Source organism: Paenibacillus pinisoli (assembly GCF_003605435.1).
In the GTDB taxonomy this organism is placed as follows: domain Bacteria; phylum Bacillota; class Bacilli; order Paenibacillales; family Paenibacillaceae; genus Pristimantibacillus; species Pristimantibacillus pinisoli.
On the sequence record NZ_QXQB01000001.1, the window covers coordinates 520,100 to 544,357 of the forward strand.

Genomic DNA, 24,258 nt, shown 5'->3' on the forward strand with positions numbered 1-24,258 from the left:
ACCGAGGACATAGAGGCCACCAAGGAGAGACAGGAGCGACAGGGGCTACTGGTGCTACGGGGGCTACTGGAGACACAGGTAATACTGGAGCTACGGGAGCGACAGGTGCGACAGGCGTTGGAGCTACTGGAGCGACAGGGGCTACTGGTGCTACGGGGGCTACCGGAGACACAGGTACTACTGGTGCTACGGGAGCGACAGGTGTTGGAGCTACTGGAGCGACAGGGGCTACTGGTGCTACGGGAGCTACCGGAGACACAGGTACTACTGGTGCTACGGGAGCGACAGGTGCTACTGGCGCTACGGGAGGTGTGCTAGGCTTTGCAGATTTTTTTGCATTGATGCCTCCTGATAACTCAGCAACTGTTGCTCCCGGCACAGATGTTAGTTTTCCACAAGATGGCCCTACTAGCGGAACTACTATTTTACGTATTGGTCCCAGTTCTTTTAATTTGGCTGCAATTGGCACATATCAGGTCTTGTTTCAGGTGAGTGTGACTGAAGCAGGTCAATTGATTTTAACTCTCAATGGTGCGGACCTAGCTTATACGGTAGTCGGGCGGGCAACAGGCACTTCTCAGATTGTAGAAATGGCTCTTGTGCAAACGACAGTAATCAATTCAATTCTCACTGTACGAAATCCTGCGGGCAATTCCACAGCACTAACCATTACCCCTCTCGCTGGAGGAACAAGACCTGTCTCTGCACACCTTGTTATCATGCAAATCGCATAAAGAGAAATAGAATGGGCAAACTCGTCTCTATCCACATTTCGGGTACGAAAACCCAACTCTATACAACGCCTCCGAACAAACTGATTTCGTGTCAGTTTGTTCGGACCAAGGCCTGATACTTTACTGTTATAGCTGCCGAAGATATACAAAGCAATTATTTATAAAGTCTGTGCTGCCGAACCCACCGAATTGGCTTTGCACGTTCATTTTTGCGTTTTGCATTTGACAGTCGAATAATCAGACTGCTTAAGTTCCTTCACCCTTCTATAAAAAGTAGCAGCTGATACTCCTAATGTTTTATAAGCTGTTACAGCCGTGATCCGTTCGGATCTCCATTCTGAGTAGATCCGGATGAACTTCTCATCGATTTGAAATTTAGGCCGACCAAACACGATGCCCTCAGCTTTTGCTACTGCTATACCCTCTCGTTGTCGTTGCTTACTCTTTTTTCTTTCTTGTTCAGCTACATATGCCAATAGGCTAAGAAACTGGTCTTCAAGCACTTTGCCAAAGTCGGCCATGGCCCGGAATTTGCGTGAATCAAATAAGATCTCATTATCCAGGCATACAATATCAGCGCCGATCTCCCTTGTGATATACTTCCATTCAAATATGATGCCGTCATAGTCGCGTCCTAAACGGTCTAGTGCATCCAAATAGAGCAGATCTCCTGCTCTAAGCAGTAAACGCATAGCTTGGTACTGTGGCCTGTCAAAATCAGCACCGGTTAACTTATCAATAAATATATACCGTTCATCAATACCTAGTTCTCGGAACTTTAGCAGCTGCCTTTCGGGGTTCTGGTCTTTATCAGATACCCTTGCATACCCTATGTCCATATCTATTCTCCTTATCTCTATCAAAATGTATATATGACTAATGAAACATATCAAAAGCCAAAATCATACTTTTTGATAAATTGTTTTCTATATAAATCGTAGTGACTCAAAAGGTATACTTTTTGATAGTTCGTTCTTAACTGGATTAGAGTTATTAGAAATTCGGAAATTTATCAAATACACTTGGAATATGTATTTTCATGGTGTAAGATCCTGTTAAGGACAAGTCCTTATCAAAATACATAATTCATCAAAAACAATGAAGGCTGCACACTTTTGCACAAAAAGTGAGCGCCTTTTGTGTTTAATAAAGGAGGGATGCGGGGAATGCGAAACGTCAAGCGCTTTGAATTAAAAGTTTTTGGACTCTTCTCGATTAAAGTACATACACATGATCGGCCTCAGCTAAAGCGAAAAAAATAAATTGCACTCCTACCCAAACATTCAGAAAAAGAAGCAGCCGGTTCTCTCCGGCTGCTTCTTCCTTAGAACTCTTTCACCAAATGCACCTAGCTAGGTGTTAGACAACAAAAAAAATTCCGCGAAAAGCGCGGAATCTAAAAAACAATCAACACCTACGTTCTTGCATGTGTATCATCTCTAAATAAATATCTGATACAATACAACCCACTAATTCCGACTAAGCAATACACTATGCGGCTTAACCATGAGGATTCACGATGAGAATCTCCTCCGAGCAAAGCAGTGACTAGGTCCCATTCAAACAAACCGACGAGGAGCCAATTTAGTGCCCCAACAATCACTAGCACCAATGCAAACTTACCCATATTTCACCATCCTTTCGTCTTTAACTTATATCGTTAATATTCCTCTTTTTTCCGACAGACATACCTAAGAAAGCTCAATTATGTTCAAGCTGTGAGAATACAATTTAAATAACCCGCTAGCACAAGGCTAAGCGGGTTTTTCTGGTTAGATTCGATTAAACTTTAACTGTATCTGGTCTCTTGACAAGTAATGGAGGTGGAACTAGCCAACCTTTATCCTTAAGCAATTTAAGACTTTTACCACCAAGCACCGTTTTTGCAGCAACATACTTAGCAAATAATGCGCCGATATCTTCGCGAATACACATTGCCATTGCTTGAGTAGAAGCAACAAGACCAGTTGCTGTGTCGGCAGAAATCGCAGCAGCAATTTCCTGATCTGCTAAACGAGCACCCACGGGAATATCTTCAAGATTGGCTTTTGGTCTGTCAGCCATAATTGGAGCAGGAGCAATACCATTCGCATTAAGTATCTCGTCCAGTTCTGTTACTTCTTGTTTTGCTTGATCAATATAGTCTTGAATCAATTTCCTTAGATCCTGGTCGCCAGCATGATTTAAATATGCTTGATAAAAAGAAATTGCTCCTTTAGCTGTAGTAGAAGCTGTCCATACACTGGATACTTCACCGTAGTGCATTGGCTCGTCCTTTGGGTTACCGCTTAGAATTCCCACGAAAAAGTTACCTCCTTAGTTGTAAAATCAAAAGTATTTTGCCATCATTTAGAGCACCATATACCAATATGCAGATGACTTGTTCTTCCATATGAAGTCAGATCGAATTTGAGTTAATTCTCCCAGTACATGAGATCATAATGATTTGTTATGGACGATTGCATAGGTTCGATGTTCCAATTGCTTCTCTGTAAAAAATAACTTAAGTGTCATCTCGCTGTTCATCAGATTTCCCCTTTAATTGTAATTGGGCTATACAGTCTTCTGACCGCATAGCCCTTTTTTATAACTACCAGTTTTGATGTAATTTAAAATAATCCGTCCAGTTACCTCTAATTTTCACGGTTACGGTAGCCTCTTTCTTCACACCGTTGGAGTAAGTCGCTACAAATATAAATAGGTATTCGCCATTACTAAGGTTTTCTAGCTTAATGTCGGCGTTATCATTTCCTAAGTATCCACTCCAAGTTACGGCGTTCCTAGAACCCAATGAAGTGCTGCCAATTTTAACTGCTGTAACATCGACCTTGGTCGCTTTTGTATTGCTGCTACCTGTATCTGTTGTACCTGCATTTAACACGAAGCGCTCACCTGCCCAAAATATGAGCTCATCCCTCAGCTCACCAGGACGATTTTTATTCCAGGCTAGTCGATTCTTTTCCCAATCATCAGTATGCTTAACACTAGCTGTGATGCCAAGTGCATTAACATCTACTGTTTTCGATACAACGACAGGTGGAGCCTTCCCATCACTGACTGTCATTTTAACCAGCCAGTTACCGGTCATTTGCATCCTAACTGTTGGTGCAGTATCCGGATACGGGTAGCTCAGATTATACGTGTATGTGCTCCTATTCCCTTGTGGATTTGTAATCTCGTACATTACAGATAATGTGTCGCGATCCGGATCGCTCACAATGGATCTGAAGGTTACCGTATCACCTTCATACACTGGATTCGGTGACCAGTTAAAGTCAGCCTCTGGCGGGCGGTTAAGTGTAATAACGAAGTATTTTGGAGTAGAATATGGACTCCAATCATAGCCGTCATAAACTTGTACTTCAGCTCGGTATCTTACATTCTCTACAAGCCCCGCGCTTGCCGGTATATCATGATAGTTACGTGATGAAGTAACTGAATTGCTATCATAGACTAATGCTCCAGTATCACGCTTGATCAGAAGTCTGTACCGCTGTCCGGTATGTCCGTCCGGATCGCTCATTTGCCAAATGATACGCGGTGTTAAAGTACCAAACTCGGTTGCCGTCGCGCTCGTTATGCCACTTGGAGTTGTGATGTTAACGCTTGGCGGTCGGTTGTGAACCATTAGGCTCTGCGTAATCTCGGCAGTTGCTCCATCATTGTCAGTAACGATCTGTCGGATCTGCCATATTCCAATGGTAGCAAAGACACGCTCAAAATCCGCCAGTTGCGTGTATGCGGTTTGCGTACCATTTGGCGGCTTTACAAAGTATTGATGTTTGTCAATGTATCCATCCATATCTGTTGCTGTGCTGGTGATTTTTACAATCGTATCGATGAACGCCGGTGTAGACATAATTGTAAATCCAGGTATCGGCTTCTGATTTACAATATTAATCTCCCTGGAATCAATTTCACTTACCGCACCTAACTGGTCTACCACCCAATTTTCTAATAAGTACCTGCCCTTTTCATCAAAGGTGATGGATATGTTTTGCTTATCAAATGTCTGAATTTGTCCGTCTGGCGCTGTAAGCTTCCAATAGGATTTTAAGCTAGTCACATCCTCCGTATCCATATCGGTACGGGCAGATGTGTACGTGTAAGGCTCATAGATATAGCCAATCCATGTGCCGCTCGTAATGGTTGATACCGGCACATGATTCAACACATCAAAGGTATGGGTTTGGTAGGTGGAAGCTCCATGTGGATCTGAAGCTTTGAGCTGAAGCATCCATGTACCGACTGCTGCTTTGCCAAGTCCACGGTCACGTATCCGGAATGACAAGTCCTTTGTAGATCCCATTGCAAATTCTTTTGATCCATACATAAGTGTCCACTGGTAACTGACAGGATCTCCGTCTTGATCCGGATTAACGGTTCGGTTTATAGCCATGTTCAGATCATCCCGATAAGTCTGCTCCAGGGGATCAAACTGTGCAATTGGCGGATAGTTGACGATATCGAGAAAATCCGTATACATGTTAGACCACAACGGATCCGCTATACGCGGAATATCTTGTACGCGAAGCGATATACTGTACTTGCCAAGAGCCGGTAGACCTTGCTGTGCTGCATATTGTTTAATAAGCTCACCTGACGGTTTATTTGCGCCCTGGTAAAGCTGCACATTGTCTTTCCTCACCGTCCATACCCTTTGCCCGATTGGATCGTTATCAGGGTCATAGGATTGGTCTGTAAACGTCGCATCGCCGGTTAGAGATATCGTTTTATTATCGATGGTAAACAGCGCCACTGGTGGTCTATTGAATGGATTCGTGGACACGAATCGAATCGTCTCCGGCGACCATGCACCGTCCAAGTCCTTAACCCTTAAGGAAATGAGATAGTCGGTATTGGGTTCAAGCACACTCGGCGCTTTGCCTTCCGTCCAGATGGCATCATCTACACGCTTCCATTTCCATATTTTTTGAATAATCCCCCGATCTGGATAGGAATAACGATCAAGATCGTAGGATAGATCGGTGACAGTCAGCTTGCGGGATTGATCTACTATCGCTTTTAAGTCTGCCACCGGCGCACGATGCACATATACGACCATTCTCGAAAGGGAATCTCTGCTCCACTGGCGATATTCATCAAATTGTGGATTCGCAGATGGATTGTCCTGTGCCTGAGCCACGATTTCATACATGCCGACTTTCGTAAAATACTTGATAGGCTCTAGCGCATATTGACCTGTCCCTTCCAGTACCCCCATATTGTTCTCATATATGTTGGGGTCATGCGTAGTCCGCCAGCGTTCCGTTCGCTTGGGATCCGATTCAGCATCCTCATAATACGTTTGAACAGTAATCTCCGATGAATATTCGCCGGTTGTCGGATCAGCGTTCAACACGATATAGTTGGTTAGCTTCTTGACGTTCGTAATTGCTGTATCTTTAATGTAATTCATCGTAGTAGTAACGGCTGATGGCAAATTGGAATTATCATAGAACGCCCCCAGGCTATTGTTGGAAGCGACAATGTTATTTAATGTGGTACGGTTCGTCGTATTGCCAAGACCTATGAAGTGTGAGCTGTACTCTTTCAGTGTGACAATCGTATCATCATAGACCAGCTCATCCTCTAGCTCTGGCATCGGCTGATCGTGAATGTAGACAATATAGTTGTTCTTGTTGTAATCCCAATGTGCCAGGTATAGCAGCTCCTGAAGGTTCTCCTTGTCCGCCTTGATTACCTGCATGTTCACGCGAATGTTTGCAGACCGGAGATCTGTAAGCCGCTGATTGAACTGGTCGCGGATCTCTTGCTCAGTGTAGGACGTGTCACCGATCACGACATGCAAATTAACTTCTTTGCGGTCAGTAATGAAATTGCTGAGATCAGAGAACGCCGTTTTCAAATTCCCGTTACTCAGGAATGTTCCATTGTGGCTAATGTTCTCCAGTAGTCTATAGATTTGATCCTGGTTAGAGGTTGTACCTAGTCCAATAAAGGCCATATTATGCTGCGCGAGCAATGCCGCAATTTCCCCCATTTTTTCGGGTCTTTCGAGAGCATTAATCGATATGTCGTCTAGCCGAACATAGATTTTCTCGGCATCAGAGCGTAATGGTGCAGCTTCGATAATATCCTGCATCGTGCGAGTATTCGGATTGTACCAGTGAGGGTATCTTATAACATTCAAAGGTCTAAAGTTAGCAATTTCCTTGTCTACACCAGTATCAACATTAAACATTCTGAAACGTGGCTCTGCATTAGTTATAGAATAAAGAATATTTGAGCCTTGCGCGTGATGAAGAGTAATTGAATTTTTAAATTTAGGATCTGTTAAGATTGGAGCTGAGAGAGGACGAAGAGAGCTCGGGTCATAAACATCTTCCATAATAAAGTACTTTCTGTCATAGGAAGGAGCCTCCGCCGTCACTAATAGTAAACGACCATCTTCCAGCGCTCGGAAATCGTAACCATTAGGCACTTTCGGTAAAATCAACGTCTTTGAATCATCTTCTTGGTTGTATACATAAATATCGTATGTGGATGTGCCCCATACCGGTGTTTTAAACGAGTAAAAGAATAAACCATCACTAGATAGCTCCATGGCCTTATGGACCTCTGAGCCTAAGCTAATATATTTTGCGTTGGGCGTCCCATAGTTTTTTGTAACCGATAATCCAGTCGTAACTCCCGCATAGAAGATACGCTCATAAAAATGATTGTTTTTGCCCATAATTAAATGCGTGGTAGCTGTCCCTGGGGCATCCGTTGAAATTCTTTCGTTATCCGGAAAATTCACTGGTGCGGAAGCGTTAGGATCAATAATAGGGTTTTGCCAATTTATCCGGTACGTTCCTTGCCAGAAATAGTGACCACCAACAAAGACATAGAGATTGCCGTCCGGCGCTACTACCCACGCCCCGTCAGAATTACTAGTATTGGCGATACCTGAATATAGCTTACTTTGAAGATCGAGTGCTCCTACCCCTCCATTTCTTGAATACATGATCAGATCATTGGGTAATGCATAGTGTATAGAACTATTGTGAATGAGGGCATTATTGTTTATTCGAGTCACTTCTTCTGTGATCATATCGTATTTATATAAATCATAAGGATGACCACCAGGCTGCTCGTTGTTGCCAGAAAAATAAATCGCATTATGCCCTTCATTAGACTCGTCCACAACAACATTGTAGTCCACACCGGAAGCTTGCAGGGCTGGGATAAGAAACTCTTTCACCCGACTCTGCACCTCATTTTTCTTATACTTGGTATTGCCTACGTCTACGATGACATCAACTTTCTTTTTGTCCTTCACTTCAAAGTCTACGAATGGGGCCAGGTTCTTAACCTCTGTTTCTACAGAACCAGCGCTAACCAGCGACATACTAAGTGATAGTATCAGAATGAATATGAGTGAAAAAGAAAAGGACCTGCGTTTGAGCAGGCCCTTACGATTAGTTTTTAACATGTGTTATCTCCTTTAGTCCCAAGTATTGCTGTGTCGGCGATCGTCGGCTGTGACAAAGGCCGGTATGGTCTCTTGTCCAAACTCTTCTATTGTTTCTTTATGGAACCGGTATTTACCGACATGATCAGCGTAATAGATAACTTCCTTCGCATCGCCTTCATAGATTAAAACGCGCTGCTCACTGAATATTCCGTCATTATTAGCATCGAAGATCACGTACCATTTTCCCCATGCTACAATGTCTCCATCAGGAGAATAAGAATTATCGCGAAGAACAAACTTCGCTTTATTCATGTGGAGCGGATCTCGGTATTCAATCATAGACTCAGCCGATATGACAGTAACGGGCGGCAAGTCGGGCTTGATGGTTACGATGCGAGTAACGGTATCTTTATATCCAGCCGTATTCTCGACGCTTAGCGTCACGATGTAATCACCTGGCTGCTTAAAGAGTACATCAAAGCTCTTTTTGCCGTTTAAGCTACCTTCATACTTGATCATGCTCTGTGGAATGTCGTCGTATAGCGCTTTAATCGTCCATTGATTTTTACTCTGAATAACGGGATAACGTGAAGAGGAAAAAGAGTATTCAGAGAAAGTGACTTTGCGATTCTCTTTTAACGTTCCCGATTGATGAATGTTTGCCTGTACAAATGGCTCGGTTACAACAAGGCTATGCAGCGCGCAATCTCGCTGATTGTCATTATCCCTAACACAGAGCTGCACTTTTTGCGGGCCAAGTGTGTTGTAATAGACTTCCCCTGCAGGAAGATTCCCTATAGTACCGATTGCATTCGGTGTTTGCCATATATATGATTCAATCGTACCATCCGGATCGTAGGAGGCGGTTCCATCCAATGTAACATCGTCACCCAGCATGACTTCGAAAGGAGCATTAATAATGGCGACTGGTCCCAAGCCCTTCGAAGGCGGATCAGGCGCTTTCTCTTTGTATACGTTGGTTGATGCTTGAATTTTGCCTGTGTCCATATACTTGCCATTTACGGGATCAACATAATAAGAACTCGGTTTATAGAAAGCTCTTACTCGTCCTACGAACACTTCGTCATGTGAATCTTTGTTTGTCATTCTGGATGCCGGTATAACAAAATCGAAAGTTCTACTTACTTTCATAATTCCGTTTGCAGGAATTTTTTTTGCTTCAAACATCTGATCCCCAAGTTCATTATTCAAATAAACATCATAGTAATCAATGGCTCCTGGGTCTTTAAGATCTCCTATTTCTGCACTAATGGTAACCTTAACTTTGACGTCTTTTCCGTCAAATCGTTCGCTTACCGGATCAGGCTTAACTTCACCAGCAATATAAGCAGAAGCGGTTTTGGCATAGTTAAAAGTAATCGTTCCGCCATAGCTGTATGTGTCGTATTCAGCCTCTCCTTGAAGATAGTATTGTAGATTGAAAGGATAGCCGTAACATTGGGCATGACCAGTGTAAAATGAAGGATTCGACGCTGGTATTTGATTCAAACTACCAAACTGAAAAAACTCCGCTTTGTACTGCAAGGCGAGTCTTGGATTTTTTGGATCATAATCTTTTAATGCCAGTGCGGTGTACGATTGCATTAAAGATGAATGCGTCTTAGGTGGAATAATAATTGAATCCTTCTTTACAAACCTTGCATCAACTGTTTCACCTTTGTTGTTTAGCCAGATCGCTGGATGATTGTTTAGATTTATATCCATATAGCCAACTATTTCAGACATTTGTGCATAAGGAGGATACAAGGTTGGAAGTGAAGCAGAAGCTTCTCTAAAATAGTCCTTCCTATACTGAGAATGTGTGTCTGCACTAAAACTATTTATTTGCCATTTCCTGCCGTCGCTGTATCTACAAAAAGCATTGCCAGGAGTCTTGGAAAATAAGTCACCTACACCGTTAAAAACCTTTTGATACCCTTTTACTAACCCTTTAATTGTTCCCTTTTTCCCAGCTATTGTTACCTTTATTTTTTTATTTTTTGTATCGACTTCAAATGATGTTACTTTCCCATCCCCTTTAAGAGAGTAGCCACTTGGGATGATTTTTGCTGCTTCAGCAGGCCAATCAAGCACTACTTCTATAGTTTCTTCATCAGAAGTAGTTTTTTTCACAAGGTAAGTACTTTGTAAATTTGTATTAGCACTCACTGATTGTAATAATGGGTCTAAAAATGATACAAACATGAAAAAGACAAAGAAAATGCTTACATACTTCTTTATCATGATGATTTCCTCTCACCCGCAGCAACTAGCACTCCAGAAGAAACCATGTTATTTACTACTGAAACTGCTAGAGTATCAATTGGCTTTTCACTTAAAAAGTCAATATGAACAATATTGCTAGCTATAGTTTCCCCAGGTTTTAGCACCCAACCATTTAAAAAATCAGTGCTATTCATTTCATCATAATTAATTGAATTAGATAAGAGTAGTTTTCCTGAAGTTTCACTCGTAGCTGTAAACCATTCAATTTTTGGATTCAAGTCCAAGCCATCGTATCTAATCGTCTTTTTTGACTTATTCTCCAGTGTAACCTTGCTCCATACTAGATATTTAGCTCTATCAAAGTATTGGAGTTTATACTTCTTATGCAGATCCTTTGCTTCCTTGGAATCTGCTTTATACAAACTTGCTTCATGAACAGTCAGTTTTAATCCATTGGCTTCGAGGATAATCGGAAAGTTTTCAAGCACTTTCAGTTGTTTAAAAGCAGAAAGATTATGTTTACCTACAGATGGATCTTCAGACGTAATCAGAATAGTTCTCGTTTTTTCATCAAAGTCGACCTTGGCCCCTAACGACTCCGCAATAAAACGAAGTGGAATAAACACCCGACCGTTTTTCAACTCCGCTACTGTGTCCATTGTGACGATTTTTCCGTTAACGCTTAAATCAGCGTTTCCTACTGTAACGACGATAACCGTTTTGTTCTTCTCCATGGTCACGGTTCTAGCTTTCTCATCCCACTTAATGTTATCGTCAAGTACACCAAGCACGTTCCCCACCAAACGAACTGATCCCATTGTCCGGTAGTCCTTATTAATATACGGTTTTGGCTCCCCTGCCGGCGTTTCAAACACCTTGCCGTTAATTTTAATAGTTGGAACAGCTCCCGCAGCGCTAATAGTAGCTGGAATTAGCAAGACAGTAATCAAAGACAGTATGCCTAGAAAGTAAAAGATTTTTTTCATATAAATCGCTCCTCTACGTTGAATATTAATGATTTTCGCTTTGTTTTTGCTTTAGTTTTTCATGCAGAACTTCTATAGCTTTTCTCATAACAATTGACCGGTTTGATTCCGGATCATCCATTTCCACGCATTCATCAAGTAATCGAATTGTTTCCTTATCCATCCTGGCCCTAACGGTAGTGTTTTTGGGACTTGTCGTAGGCCGTCCCATTTTTCGGTTGGACATGTAAACTCCTCCTAATGTAGCTATAATTGTAGAATAGTTTTTGTAGCTACAAATGTCAAGGGTTTACATGAGAAATTTTCCCACCTGAATAGGCACGTACTCATGGCTGGAACCTATTACATATGCAAAGTCCCTTGATATACCATAGAATTTAGGGTGTTTGGCCTTCACGATAGCAATGATAGAAGGGCCGTTAATAGTATCGGAGTAATAGTATGGAGGGCCGCTGTGGTATATACGCGGGAATGGCCCTTCTTCCACCATTTCAAACAACACGACTTCAAAAGCAGATTGCCAGATGCTAGACCTTGTCGGTTGTAGCGTATGATCAAGTTTATATGTTCGCTGTATGCTCTCGCTAAAAGCGGCTTTAGCAGCTGCTGGCATAAATCGAATTGTCCCTTGTTCAAGAGCTTCATCATCAACTTGTAAAGCCGCATCATGGGTAGCTACTTTCAATCCGTCCTTCAGCTCAGCCTTTAGTTTTGTCTGTAGATGCTCATCATGTGAGAATGCTGAAAAATACAACCAAAGTGGCATAAGCATGATTATGGTCAAGACCCACTTCATGACTGACCATCCACATACTCGGACATAATTTGTACAGGATAGAAATAATCCCGCTCAGCAGCTCGACCAAATAGATCGAATATTTCTGTTCTGCCCTGCGGGTATCGCAAAGTTACTGTAATAAGCCCACCTCTGTTAATGGTCGTATTCGGCCCTGTGATTTTCACCTTACTCCTATTGAAGTAGAGACTCTCTAACTTGGACAAGACCGCCTCCTGAATTTCCGGTGTTAAACGACCCTCCAGCGATGACAAATGAGCTAATTCATACGCCTGCTTCTGTAGGAGTTGATCTCGATATTGAATGGTTCGCTCAACTGATGGCTGAAACCAGGTATACAGAAGAATTGGTGAAAGGATCAGTAACGCAATAACACTTTTCATAAAGAAACGCCGGCACATCTCAGATGCACCGGCTCCCTCCCTTATATTTTTTAAGGCAACGTTGTTGGAATTGTCGTCGTTTGCGAGATATTATGAGCGCGATCACGCTGCACCTTTGCGTCACCAAATGTTCCGTCTTTCGAAAAGATTGTCATTGAAATCAATACAATAACCGCCGCCACCAAAATTACTGTTGCTATTGCTTTTCCCATTTTAATATTCTCCTTTTTGTCCCTAGACTCATTAGATTCTTTCATTAGTAGACCTCAGTAAACAACATATTGGTGTAGGCTCCAGTAATAGAGCTAATAGCAAATAACACCGCCACAATTGCTAGGAAGACAACTGTAAATCCGATATAACCATTAGATCGTAGTTTACGTTTCCTTCTCTGTCGCCTAAAGTCCAAGAATGTCTCATAGTGTTGTTCCATTAGATCTACTGCTGTCTCCGGATTACTCTGATTGATTTTTGCCAGAATTGTCGCAAGCATTTTAGATTCTTTTGTGCCGACTCGTTTACCAAATGACTCAAACGCACGACCGCCTTCAAAAGAATAGTCAAATACCAGCTGATCAACATCCGGACGTAAATAATTGAGATAACGACGATACTCTTTCAATTTAGACACGACACTCTGAAAGTGATCTGCCGTTTCGGTATAGCTATCATTGCTGAATAGCATATAGAGCATTACAATTTCATCGTTTTTTTCCGATTTTCGTTCCTTTCCCAACATCCTTAGTAGCACCTGTGTAGGCATAAAATTGTAACCAGTTAGTGAGATGATATAGGCAATCGCTGTAATTATCATTCCTTTTAGCGGATAATGGCCCGAAAATAAAAACTGTACGTGTAAGATTATGATCAGCAACAAGAACCCTGCATCCCGACAAAACTTGTATGCCCACGCGGACATAGCTGATAGACCAGCCTCGTTAATGACAGTATCAAGTTTAGGATCCTGGTACTTTTGTTTAAACCATGGTTGGAAGCTTCGAACGTACTCGTTAAATTTCTGTGTCAGCTTTGGCGGGCTTCTCCGCCGAATATAGTAAATCTCGCGTACTAGAAACAGCAGAGAGAATACTCCAGTTATATAAATAACCGTTTTAATGATTGTTGTTAGCAACCTGACTTCTCCTTTCTATACTTCCACTTTAGGCCTAGATAGCACCAGAGAAGTTGCTAGTCCGATTATGACAAAGAGCACACAAATAACTAACGACTGGAACACGGATGGATCTTTAAACATGAGCTTAACTACAGCCCCATCGAATAAATCGTTAGTAATGTAAATGATGCCTGGAACAAGGAACAAAGGGAAAAAGCCCATGATAATCGATTCCATGTATTCCGTTTTTTCACCCGCCACAATTTGCTTGCCTTCCACCATATCTTCGTGTAGCTTCTGAAGCGCTCGCTCGATATTACGGTTTTGCATAGCAGCTTTTATCAGCAAGATACCAAGCTGCCTAGACCATGTATTTTTTATTTGATATTCAAATAACTCAACTGCCTCTTTCATAGCTGTCTTTCCTTCTACTTGCAACACCGACACCATAGTATAGAACGTTCGCTTCATTGGGCCTTCCAATTCTTCAACCATCTCGGATAGGACATGATATATGTTTGGATCTTGCCCTGGTGTACGGTGTTTAATAAGCAGCAACTCAGTAGCGTCAATGAGAGCGTAGCTATTCGCATTCCTAATCAGCTGAAGCTTAATATGCAACCAGCTGTAGGGTATGCCACCAATTACGGCAGCTAAGAAGAAGCTGCTGCTACTCCACCAGTCTGAAATCGTAATGCCTTGAGGTATTTGACCCCTGGAGCCGACCAATAAAACAAAGTAGCCAATAAAAAACAAGCTTAGACTGAATGCCACAAATTGAGTCACGCTTGTTCGTGTATACTTTGAGGGATTTGTAGTTGTGCGGATCAGCAAATCCAAATGAGAAAACCGGCTTTTAGATTCCGATTCCTCATCAAGCTCATACATGTTTGGATCCAAATCCAAGTATGCTCTTGACCGCCAGCGTCTTAACATAGGAGCAAATAGGACACCAATAAGCCGGTAAGCGCACAATGCATAAATGATCATCAAGCCGATTTTCACAGCTAGTTCAGGCGTTACTTTAAACCAATCCACTCTCATCCTCCTTCCTATTTTCTGACATGGCTAAGTGCAACTTCTACGCAATCCCCGATCATGGGTTTTTCTCCAGCTAGTCTTTTTAGAGCATTAAATGCAATTTCCGCGTGCTCTGGAGCTGTCTCGATCATTTTCTTTTTTGTGCGCTCACTCAATCCATTGTTATAGGTATAATCGTTCAGTTTTGAATCCCAGCGTATAATATCATGTACGCTTACCTCCAACGAATATGAATCAAGTTGAATTTCGCAAATTTTGTCCAGGCGCTTAGCTCCGCCAGGCAGCTCCCTCATAACAAAAACAATATTCAGATTCTCTGCGACACGAATTAGCTCTTCTTCATATTTTCTAGATGGATAGCGCTGAAGGATTAACCGCGCAATTTGACCAGGCATATTTTTCACACGATCTGTATGATAGCTTGTCATAGATCCACCCTCGCCACGCTCTGAAGATACGTTATAAATTTCTGCTTCCAGGCTTCGAAGTTCAGATATGACACAAAAATGATAATCTGAACGAAGAACCTGATCAAAGATTTCCTCATAGTCTTCTTCAGTTTTAGCGATCATTTCGATAATTTGCGCGTCTGGATGTGATTCTATTAAACGAAGCTCAGCATGTGTACGTTCAATATTCACCGCTACTTGCCCTTCGCGGTATCGCAATGCAAACAATGCCTTGAGCAATGTCGATTTGCCACTTCGAACTTTGCCCAGTATCGCAAGATTAACCATAGCCCTAGCTATTGCTTCGGTAATCGGAACCATATCCCAACTCATTGTTTGATTTCGGGCCAGCTGCTCTAACGTTGGTCTAGGCAGCGTATAATTCCGGAATACAATAACAGGCTGCCGTACTCTTGGCGGTATCATAATCATGACCCTCGTACCGTCCGCCATATCAATTTCTAGCTTTGGCTTAAATTTGCTAATATTCGCAAACTCATCTTTCATCCGGATTTTTTCTATTATTGTTTCCACGTCCAATAGCGAGTCGTATCCGTAAGGCTGTAAAGCTTTTTCACCAGGGATATCAAAATAAACATTCGTACCTATGATTCGTGCTGATTGAGACTGATTAAACTTTGGATGTTTCCACCAAGCAGATATTATCCCAAGACCAAATGTTTCTTGAAAAAGCCCTTCAGTCAGAGAGGCATATGATTTAGGAACTTCAAGGAAAATTCGCTCTCGCTGAATAAAACTCTCAATCTCCTCTAAAAAGAAACTTACAGCTGAAGGATTCCCAAGCACCGCATCATGTTGGAGATTTTGCCACTTCTTCAGATCTTCTTCCTTTAAAGCAGCATGCTTGTCTTTAAAATACTTTTTCACAGCTTCACAAGCCGCTTGAAAAGTGATAGCTGGCAACAATTGCCGCTTTGGTGTAGGATTCTCATTTAAATTTGGTTTCGTGACCGGTGATTGCATTGCATGATCAGCAACACTATAGTTTTTCTCCAGCCATTTACTCATTTCCAGAGCCTCCTAAACCAACTACTCTTTTGTTGCTGGCTGACTGCTTCAAAATCGAAGCGTATTTGAATGAGTTTGGTAATTTGAAAAATTTGCTCTGAATACTTTACCGAATCCGTAGTTGTCAATAGGCGCTGCTCCAACTCGCATTCGTATCCAGATGCAATTGCAGGAATCCATCCCAGGAGTGGCATTTTCAATCGTTGTTCCATACTCTTCCCCCCATTAGCATCCCCTTTGTTAATTAGGAGCATGAATGATAGGTTTGGGGCCACCAGCTGCAACATTTCATGTTGTCGTCTCCACTGCATAATAGCTGTTGGTTGTGTTGTTGTGACCAAAACCCTCATATCGGCATGCATCAGAGCTTGTAAACATAGGTTATTGTCTACTGCTTCACCGGCATCAATAAGAACAAGATCAAACGCCTCTTTTGCTGCCTGGATAATATGCTGTGCCGATTCGCTAGGATAACGATACTTTTTCGTTAAATCCGTATTACCCGCAAGATAGCAGAATCCCGAATCGTGCCGGTGCATATTACTTACAAGCTCTTCAGCTGAGAGCACTTCTGATTGAGCATGCAGCTGATTCAGATAACTACCCTTATAGGATAGAAAACCATCGCCTGGATTGGCACAATTAAACCCCAGCACACCCACCTTAACTTCAGAAGTGTTCTGTGCCAGCGTTTCTGCTAGTGATAGTACGGTAGCTGTTAATCCTACTTGGCTTAGTGCGCCGATAAAAGTAATAACTTTTCCGCCAGGAGCAATGTTCGTCGAATCAAAGAAGATCTTAGCTACTTCGGCAGCAAGCTGTTCACTTGTGCGCTTGGGCGGCAGCGTCGTTATTCCATGTTTCTTACATACCATTTCGATATCTGCCACTGTTGTTAGATCCACATGATAGCTTAACAAGTAAATAAGTCTGCTTCCTTCAAAGCGTTTTTTCCATTCGCCTAGTTCGTATGGTGAAACATCCCGATCTGAAATCAGGATAATATCGCATGTTTGGAGCTGTGTTATACGATCAATGTAGGCACTAGCGGGGTAGCTATACACGATGTTTACCCCTTGAATTTTTAACAATTCATCACATAAGCGCTCATCCTGACCAAGAAACCCTACGATCATTTCAACGTCACCTCTTCCCCACCGTATCCAATAATAAATTGATAGCCTTTATCCACATACGAAGTCAGCTTGCTCAATTGCTGGTCATTTAACTGTAGTTCCAAGCGGCTCCCCCGAACATTTGCATAATCCCTAATGTTCGGATTCTGTTGCTCACTCACACTTTGCACTTCATTGGATCCAGTATCTTTGTAATAAGCAACAACAATACCCTCTAGCACTTTTTCAGATAGTTTCGGCACGACAGGAACGCCAAATTCACCTTGGTCGATATGAGTTTGTTTCGATGATTCGATTGGAACCGCATAAACCGTAATATTATCTAAACGCCGCAAGCTTCCTGGGACAGATACAATCCACTTCTCCGGTATTTCTACAATTCTCATATCTGGCGACTTTAGAAGGGATTCCTTGTCTACTCGATTCAGTGTAAATTGGTCACCCGTTTCGATTAGTTGCAACGCCTCCTTCCCGATTAGTTCGTGTCGCCTCTCAACGCCTAGTGCCCCTGGAATGACTTGATCCCTTTTAATGCGATCTATTACAATGTCAGCTTCTCCAATCTTTTCATGCGGCTTAATCTGGCGGGATGCTTTCAAAACCTCCTGTGTGTCAATGACGGTTGACCAGCGAGTATCCAACATAAATAGCGATACCAAAGCCAATAGCATGACTACGCCATAGAGTAAAATCCTGTTTAATTTCTTGCCCATTTCTTGATCACCTCTCGTAAATGATGTCCTATCCGCTCATGCGCTCATTGCTTCATGATCACACTCACCCACATGAGCGCTTACCCCTTCAGCTATAAAACTGCTCCAAAACATTTAGTAAATCATCGGGATGTAAAGTCCCTAAAAATCGCTGAATTTTATCATGGTGTAAAGGAACAAAGTGAGCACACCTTGCAACTGACGGTTGATCAAGCCCAGCTTCTTTCCAATAACGGATCACTAAATCTTTGCCACCCCATCGTTCCTCGTGCGAGGTCACCTTGATAACAATTGAACGCTGATCACGAGTATCCAATATGATCCCTGGTCTAAGCTTCTCCTTTGCCTCATCATCGAATGGATACATAACCAAATAAACGTCGCCCCGGTTTAAATACATAGATGTAAAAAAGGGACAAGCTAATTGGGCTTGTCCCTTTTTCTTCCCTCCTCCATTTCAAAGTAAGCCTCTGTGAGTTCGCTTACTACTGACTGTGGATTGCTCCAATACAAATTATCAGCAAGAGCAAGCAACAAAGACTCGAATCGCTCACGCTTTTCATTTTCATAAGGTTCAGCTGCTGTAGTCTCAATCACCACAATTGTAGACATGACCTCTTTGCACACCGTTTCCAGTTGCGCTGAAGGAATTGCCATTCGCTGCTTAAGCTCACGTAAAACATCTAGCTCACGATCACCGTAGAGCCTTCTGTTACGGGTACGCTTGAAGCTGAATCCTTCCTCTTCAAGTCCTTTGCACCATCGGCGTAAAGTACTTTCAGGTATCTCTAATTGCTCTGAGATTTGCATCGATGAGTACTCGTTGCTCAACACCGTCCCTCCTTTTCATAAAAATAGGCCGCCTATACAGGCGACCATTCAATTCGGTTTATCTATAGTTTTAGGATAGTACATTTTAGCAAGTAGATCGTATGAAAAAAGTATGATGTTTTTAATCTATTTCTCTTTCACGCCGCCCATTGTTTTTGCATATGGAAACAAACTAAAATACTCAATTGTTTTATGTATTGATTCAATTTGATTTAAAAGGCTTATTACTCTTACATCTGGATCCTCAGGAAGTGAATTAAAAAGAAGTTGCGCCTGAAGACCGTAGTCCTCATCTAAGGACATAAGATGAGCAATTTGGTTTTGAAGCCACATCTCCATTCTTGGTAAAGCAATATCTTTAGCCCATTTACTAGCTTTGTGAACATTATTAAAGTCTGCTGTCAGATCAAATCGAAAACCATCAGGATAAGTAACCATTTCCTGAAAAGCTTCTCTCTCACTTTCATTTAAGTAACCAAGAATACTTTCCATGTTAATTCCTTTTAGTATATTAACCTTCGTGATCTTTAGCTCATCAACCATTCTTATATTTTCGACTTCTGTTTTCACCTCACGCAATTGCTCCTCTGTAACATCTGCTCCTAGATATACCATAGCATTTCTTACAAAATTCTCTGTTCTATACATATAGAACTTCTGTTGTGTTTTATTTAGAAACTCCTGAATTAAGTGAGGATGAGGTCGTTTAATTTTTTGACCATCTTTGTCCCACCAATCCTCTTTTCTATCTTCTGTAATTAAAATAATTGGTGTTGGATTTTCCTCATTTTTTGCTTTATCAATAATTTGATTCCATACAATTAAATCTCCATACAACTGCTGATACCTAAATTGACCATATGTTCTGAAGCCTTGTTTGTCTTTATCCTCTTTATCTTTAAATCCTGGAGGAACATCATGTTGATATCTATCTTTTCCTTCTTTCTCAATTTCATTAATTCTATCTTGTGAATACGAATCACCAGTAATGCCATCTAGCAATTTTATTATTTCCTGTTGAATTGCATTAGAGTCTGGTAATTGGGATATCTCTTCCTCTAGCTGTTCTTGGAGTCTTTCATTTGATTGCTCAATGCTATCAACAAAAAAATGAAATTTCTCAGTCATTATGTAGGGATGCTTACTTTTAACTGTACTTAATACTTTTGTAGCTTCATCCTTTAGCTTTATTAATTCCTTGCTTAATAAAGCATAGCCCTCCTTTTGTAAGGACATGTTTGCTTCATAGTTAAAGAAATATTCAAGTGCTACTTGATGAGGGATCCACAATCTGTTTGTCTCTTTTAATTTTTTCAAAATCTTTAACAGGCTTCTGGTAGATTCTTTTGATGTATATTTATAAAAGTTGATTAAAATATTTGTATCAACTACAATAATTGCTTTTTCCCATAGCACCTTAAATTCCTCGTCTGTATAACCTATAAATCCCCTGAATTGTTCCAACAAACGTAATCCTCCTAATAAAAATCACTATAAAATTTATTGCAAACTGAGAATAAAAAAAGAGATAGGGCAACGTGTTGCTCGATCTCTTTTTACTCCTCGCTTCCCATTCTACGGTTGTAATCCTCTTCAAGCGTTTTTAAATTCTGTTCTGCCTTTTGCCACAAGGTTTCACTTTTTTGGTCGATGCGTTCATTCGCTTCTTGTAAACGCTCTTTGATATCTTTCGAATCCATACGGATCACCTCACGGATAGTCTAACACAAGAATAAATCAATTTCCATAAGTCCCCTGTGCTGCAATATATATTAGTTCCTTGTCTATTAGTTCCCACTTTGGTTCCTGACTATCGAACATTAAAAAAGGCTTAATAGCAAGGGTTTTCAGGCAATCTTAAATCGTTTCAACCTGGGAACTAATCCTTTGGGAACTAATCATCCCCGATGGAAGATAAGTATTCCTGAATTTGATCTTCAGTCCAGGCAATTGTATAGCCAGCCCTTGTGCTTGTAGGTGAATCTAACATGCCTTCCTGTACGAGCTGCTGCATCAGCTCAGACACTTTCTCCTTCCGGATAGATAATTGCTCGCGCAATTCTGATGTTCTTGTGGATTTTGTTTCGCAAATATATTTCCTTAACTGATCAAGCAGCTCCTCTTCTGTCCTTTCATTTTTTTGCAGCAGCGGCCTCCATTTTTTTTCTTGATCGAACGGCCCAATTATTCCCGCCTCCATCATTTTTTCCGCCCAACTCGCCGCTGTCGAAAAACCGACTCTTAATTCCCTCTGGATGGTGGATACTGAAAATCCACCCTCACGGTAAACAATTTCTAATGCCTGATCGTAAGGATCCCCTTCAGAACTGCTACTACGTGCATTTGATGGTACTTTCAGCTTAACTTGACCATCATCATCGGGTACTTCCCATGGCACTTCTTCTTCTTCAGCCACCGCATATTTCAATTGCGATGAGCTCAACTCATCATCCTCAATTGTCCACTCCTGAGCGCTTGCAGATTTCACGGACCCCATCCCCTTCCAATGCTTGATAAGCCTCTCTATAAAACCTGTATCCTCTCCATCCGTTATACTTATCGTTGCACTCTGAAAACGCTGGAGGTCTCCCCCTTGTACCATACAAACCCCATCCCCAAAGCCCAATAATTTCGGAGCTCCTCGATCAAGTACCGTCATATAGTCTTTCGGACTTGGAAGCTTGAACGTTACCCTGGAGGGTAGGTTTGCTTTTATTGTGCCGGTGACTACATTGACGCTTGGCCTTTGTGTACCAAGTATAAGGTGAATGCCAGCAGCTCGCGCCATCTGTGTAATTCTCTGCACAGCATCCTCAACAACGTCACCAGCCACCAGCATTAAATCCGCATATTCATCAATCACAACGACTATGCTTGGTAGCTTGTCTTGAGGATGCTTTAAATTATAGCTGCTTAAATTCCTCGTCCCCGTACTTGCAAATAGCTCGTAACGCCGTTCCATCTCAGTTATGACATTCCCAAAAGCTTTAATTGCTTTTCGCATGTCCGTAACCGGTGCTGTCAGCAAATGAGGTAGCCCTTTATAAATCCCAAACTCTACTTGCTTAGGATCGATCAGCAACAGCTTCACTTCATCCGGAGTCCGTACACTTGTCAATGAGGTGAGCAGCGTATTTACAAATACCGATTTGCCAGATCCGGTTGCACCACAGACTAATAAATGCGGCATTTTAGCCAAGTCATATAGTATTGGATTACCGCGAATATCCTTGCCGAATATAACCGGCAAAACCGCCTTAGAAGAAAATCCTAGGAACTCCTGGGCAATATCGCGCATGTAAACAAAAGCACGATCTTGTATATCATGTGGAATTACAAAAGATGCCGCGCTTTTAAAATCTTTAGCCGCTGTTACATCAAAGCCAAGTTGTGGGCCAAGATGATTGGCAATATCATCTTTTTTACTTGCCAGTTTACTTAATTGCACCTTGGGCGGCAGTTGAAACGACACAATCTGTAATACTGGCCCTGCCTCCACATTTAGGACGGTTACATCCTCTTCAACTGCAAACTCAGCAAGTTGTAAAGCAGTTGAAATAGCCGCTCCCGCAGTATTCATGGTCAAAGCTGAACGGGGATGCGGATTGGGGTTAATCGGTAACGCCGTAAGCGGCTCTATAAGAGCCGCTGCCGGTAACCCTCCCTTGCCCATGATCGCGCTCCGCTCACCGCTCATACTGGCTGTAGCACCGCTCACGCTCACGCTCAACATACGATCCTGGCTTGAAAGTTTGGGTGAGCGATTTCGTAGTAATCGTACTTTTATCAACTCTCTATTCGACCACAACTTACCGATTAACCAGGGCAGCGCGACGATAAAAGTCCATATTTGGATTACGGTTACAAGGTATGAATATGCATGCTCACGCACCTTGGGCGGTACATCTGGCAAAAAATAAGCTGCAAGCAATGCAGCAGCAATAATCCCAAATAACCTGTTCATCACTTGCCAATATGATTTAGGGTAGCTCTCTTTTTTATTGTGCTCCTGCTTATCCATGACTTCGCTCCATTTGCCCAATAAACCCACGTATTCCGTCCATAAAGGTTTTTGCTCCGGATTCTAACACGGGGTACCATTTGTTAGCTTCAGTCGTAATAAATGACCATACACTATGAGGGTTATAAATCACAACTACAACTAAGAATAGTAACAATGCTGTCCAGATCCACTTCGGAATAACAAAGTTGATTACAAATTTTTTGACTACGAAAATCACGACAACAACAATCAATATGAGACTAACCATCGCCTGATCACTCCTCTAAAATTGCTTTATAGAATTTTTTAACTCCGATCCACCAGCCTGTATGTTCTGCATAGTAACCATGAGGATTATCCCTGGATACAAGCCAATAGACCGGATCAACATGAGCCGGCCTTGATTGAGATAGCTTAACGATTGTTTTTGCTGCTATTAGCGCTGATTCTTCAGTTGTGAGCTGCGCACCTTTTCCTGAGCACCAGCAACCAAAGACATTCCAGGGATTTCGAGCTATGAGATCCGCATGTTTTTTGTTAGCGGGAACAAATGACTGTTCTTGCCCCGTAATCGCCACCAAAAAATGAGGATCTACATTATGCTCTTTACCAGCCCGATCAATCATTTGCAGGATTGATTCTGTAGCCAAAGCAGAATTGCGAGATTTGAGATACTTTAAGGTTACATCTACTCGCATTGGACGATATGACAGTTCGAGAGGCATATAACGCTCGGCTGAAGGAGGTTTGACGTAATCGAGGGGATTTACCTTAACCCCAAGTAAACGGATCTCAAAATGCAAATGAGGGCCGGTAGAGCGCCCTACTCTACCGGCCCCGATCCGTCCAATCCGCTGCCCTTTTTCTACTGTGTCGCCTACTTTAACCTCCATACGCCAATCTAAATGACCGTAGACCGATAGCAGCTCATTTTCGTGCTCAACAATTACTACTTGTCCATACCCTACAGCTGGCCCTGCATCAATTATTTTACCGGCTGCCATCGCATAGATTGGAACAAGCTCCGTATTCGCCGCACCATCTGCAATATCGATGCCTTTATGATTCTCCGCGCCTTCCCCAATGTCCCGATTTCCAAAATATGAGGTGATTCTCGATATTGTTGGTACGGGCCAAACATAGGCGCTGCCATCCGTATCAATAAATTTGGGCTCCATCCATCCCCATCGCGCCATTGAAGGATCATATCTCATTTTCTCTTCCTCACCAAAGATGATGAATGGAATGAGCAAGATAATCAAAAGCAGTACAACAATGATTACGGCAAGGGCAATTAACAAGGTACTTGAAGAGAAAAGGAGGGTTATCCCTTTATACAATCGCCGCGCCTTCTGTACCTTCTCCAGAACCTCTAACGACTTATCAATAGCACTCAT

General features: G+C 42.1%; 21 protein-coding genes. 1 reads left to right on the forward strand and 20 read right to left on the reverse strand.

What is annotated here, in order from left to right; translation table 11 throughout:
- The first annotated feature begins 311 nt into the window (after window positions 1–311).
- Entirely contained in the window at window positions 312–734 is a 423-nt protein-coding gene (locus tag D3P09_RS27975; RefSeq protein ID WP_243643875.1) for a hypothetical protein, read from the forward strand.
- Window positions 735–937: 203 nt separating this feature from the next.
- Here D3P09_RS27975 and D3P09_RS02585 read toward each other — a convergent pair whose 3' ends face one another.
- From D3P09_RS02585 to D3P09_RS02685, 20 genes are all read right to left on the reverse strand, one after another.
- A complete protein-coding gene (locus tag D3P09_RS02585) occupies window positions 938–1,573 on the reverse strand; it encodes a recombinase family protein (RefSeq protein WP_120106930.1) in 636 nt (211 codons plus the stop codon).
- Between the two features lie 575 nt (window positions 1,574–2,148).
- Window positions 2,149–2,361: a DUF378 domain-containing protein gene (locus D3P09_RS02590; RefSeq protein ID WP_120106932.1), complete on the reverse strand. Its 213-nt coding sequence runs from the start codon at window positions 2,359–2,361 to the stop codon at window positions 2,149–2,151.
- A gap of 155 nt (window positions 2,362–2,516) precedes the next feature.
- Window positions 2,517–3,035, reverse strand: coding sequence for a DUF3231 family protein (locus tag D3P09_RS02595; protein ID WP_120106934.1), 519 nt, complete (start codon window positions 3,033–3,035; stop codon window positions 2,517–2,519).
- Between the two features lie 289 nt (window positions 3,036–3,324).
- Window positions 3,325–8,172 (reverse strand): glycoside hydrolase family 78 protein, encoded by a 4,848-nt coding sequence (locus D3P09_RS02600; RefSeq protein WP_120106936.1) that lies wholly within the window; start codon window positions 8,170–8,172, stop codon window positions 3,325–3,327.
- Between the two features lie 12 nt (window positions 8,173–8,184).
- Entirely contained in the window at window positions 8,185–10,398 is a 2,214-nt protein-coding gene (locus D3P09_RS02605) for a hypothetical protein (protein ID WP_120106938.1), read from the reverse strand.
- Window positions 10,395–11,366: a copper amine oxidase N-terminal domain-containing protein gene (locus tag D3P09_RS02610; RefSeq protein WP_120106940.1), complete on the reverse strand. Its 972-nt coding sequence runs from the start codon at window positions 11,364–11,366 to the stop codon at window positions 10,395–10,397. The genes D3P09_RS02605 and D3P09_RS02610 overlap by 4 nt, the downstream gene beginning before the upstream one ends.
- A 25-nt stretch (window positions 11,367–11,391) precedes the next feature.
- Window positions 11,392–11,592: a hypothetical protein gene (locus D3P09_RS02615; protein WP_120106942.1), complete on the reverse strand. Its 201-nt coding sequence runs from the start codon at window positions 11,590–11,592 to the stop codon at window positions 11,392–11,394.
- A gap of 63 nt (window positions 11,593–11,655) precedes the next feature.
- Window positions 11,656–12,162 (reverse strand): hypothetical protein, encoded by a 507-nt coding sequence (locus tag D3P09_RS02620; protein WP_120106944.1) that lies wholly within the window; start codon window positions 12,160–12,162, stop codon window positions 11,656–11,658.
- A gap of 433 nt (window positions 12,163–12,595) precedes the next feature.
- A complete protein-coding gene (locus D3P09_RS27510; protein ID WP_165867286.1) occupies window positions 12,596–12,757 on the reverse strand; it encodes a hypothetical protein in 162 nt (53 codons plus the stop codon).
- Window positions 12,758–12,801: 44 nt separating this feature from the next.
- Complete coding sequence (locus tag D3P09_RS02635) at window positions 12,802–13,677, reverse strand: hypothetical protein (protein ID WP_120106950.1); 876 nt, start codon at window positions 13,675–13,677, stop codon at window positions 12,802–12,804.
- A 15-nt stretch (window positions 13,678–13,692) separates the two neighbouring features.
- Window positions 13,693–14,697: a hypothetical protein gene (locus tag D3P09_RS02640; RefSeq protein WP_120106952.1), complete on the reverse strand. Its 1,005-nt coding sequence runs from the start codon at window positions 14,695–14,697 to the stop codon at window positions 13,693–13,695.
- Between the two features lie 14 nt (window positions 14,698–14,711).
- Window positions 14,712–16,178 carry an ATPase, T2SS/T4P/T4SS family gene (locus tag D3P09_RS02645; protein WP_120106954.1) on the reverse strand — a complete coding sequence of 489 codons (1,467 nt, stop codon included), beginning with the start codon at window positions 16,176–16,178 and terminating at the stop codon, window positions 14,712–14,714.
- Window positions 16,175–17,314, reverse strand: coding sequence for a CpaE/TadZ family protein (locus D3P09_RS02650; protein WP_120106956.1), 1,140 nt, complete (start codon window positions 17,312–17,314; stop codon window positions 16,175–16,177). The genes D3P09_RS02645 and D3P09_RS02650 overlap by 4 nt, the downstream gene beginning before the upstream one ends.
- Window positions 17,311–18,027 carry an SAF domain-containing protein gene (locus D3P09_RS02655; RefSeq protein ID WP_120106958.1) on the reverse strand — a complete coding sequence of 239 codons (717 nt, stop codon included), beginning with the start codon at window positions 18,025–18,027 and terminating at the stop codon, window positions 17,311–17,313. The genes D3P09_RS02650 and D3P09_RS02655 overlap by 4 nt, the downstream gene beginning before the upstream one ends.
- Window positions 18,028–18,115: 88 nt before the next feature.
- Window positions 18,116–18,427 carry a type II toxin-antitoxin system PemK/MazF family toxin gene (locus D3P09_RS02660; protein WP_120106960.1) on the reverse strand — a complete coding sequence of 104 codons (312 nt, stop codon included), beginning with the start codon at window positions 18,425–18,427 and terminating at the stop codon, window positions 18,116–18,118.
- A 20-nt stretch (window positions 18,428–18,447) separates the two neighbouring features.
- Window positions 18,448–18,858 carry a helix-turn-helix domain-containing protein gene (locus D3P09_RS02665; RefSeq protein ID WP_120106962.1) on the reverse strand — a complete coding sequence of 137 codons (411 nt, stop codon included), beginning with the start codon at window positions 18,856–18,858 and terminating at the stop codon, window positions 18,448–18,450.
- A 126-nt stretch (window positions 18,859–18,984) separates the two neighbouring features.
- Complete coding sequence (locus tag D3P09_RS02670) at window positions 18,985–20,325, reverse strand: PIN-like domain-containing protein (RefSeq protein ID WP_120106964.1); 1,341 nt, start codon at window positions 20,323–20,325, stop codon at window positions 18,985–18,987.
- 89 nt (window positions 20,326–20,414) lie between these two features.
- Window positions 20,415–20,558, reverse strand: a complete 144-nt coding sequence (locus D3P09_RS27515; protein ID WP_165867288.1) for a hypothetical protein — start codon at window positions 20,556–20,558, stop codon at window positions 20,415–20,417.
- A 194-nt stretch (window positions 20,559–20,752) separates the two neighbouring features.
- Complete coding sequence (locus D3P09_RS02675; protein ID WP_120106966.1) at window positions 20,753–22,879, reverse strand: FtsK/SpoIIIE domain-containing protein; 2,127 nt, start codon at window positions 22,877–22,879, stop codon at window positions 20,753–20,755.
- A 257-nt stretch (window positions 22,880–23,136) separates the two neighbouring features.
- Window positions 23,137–24,258, reverse strand: a complete 1,122-nt coding sequence (locus D3P09_RS02685; protein WP_120106970.1) for a M23 family metallopeptidase — start codon at window positions 24,256–24,258, stop codon at window positions 23,137–23,139.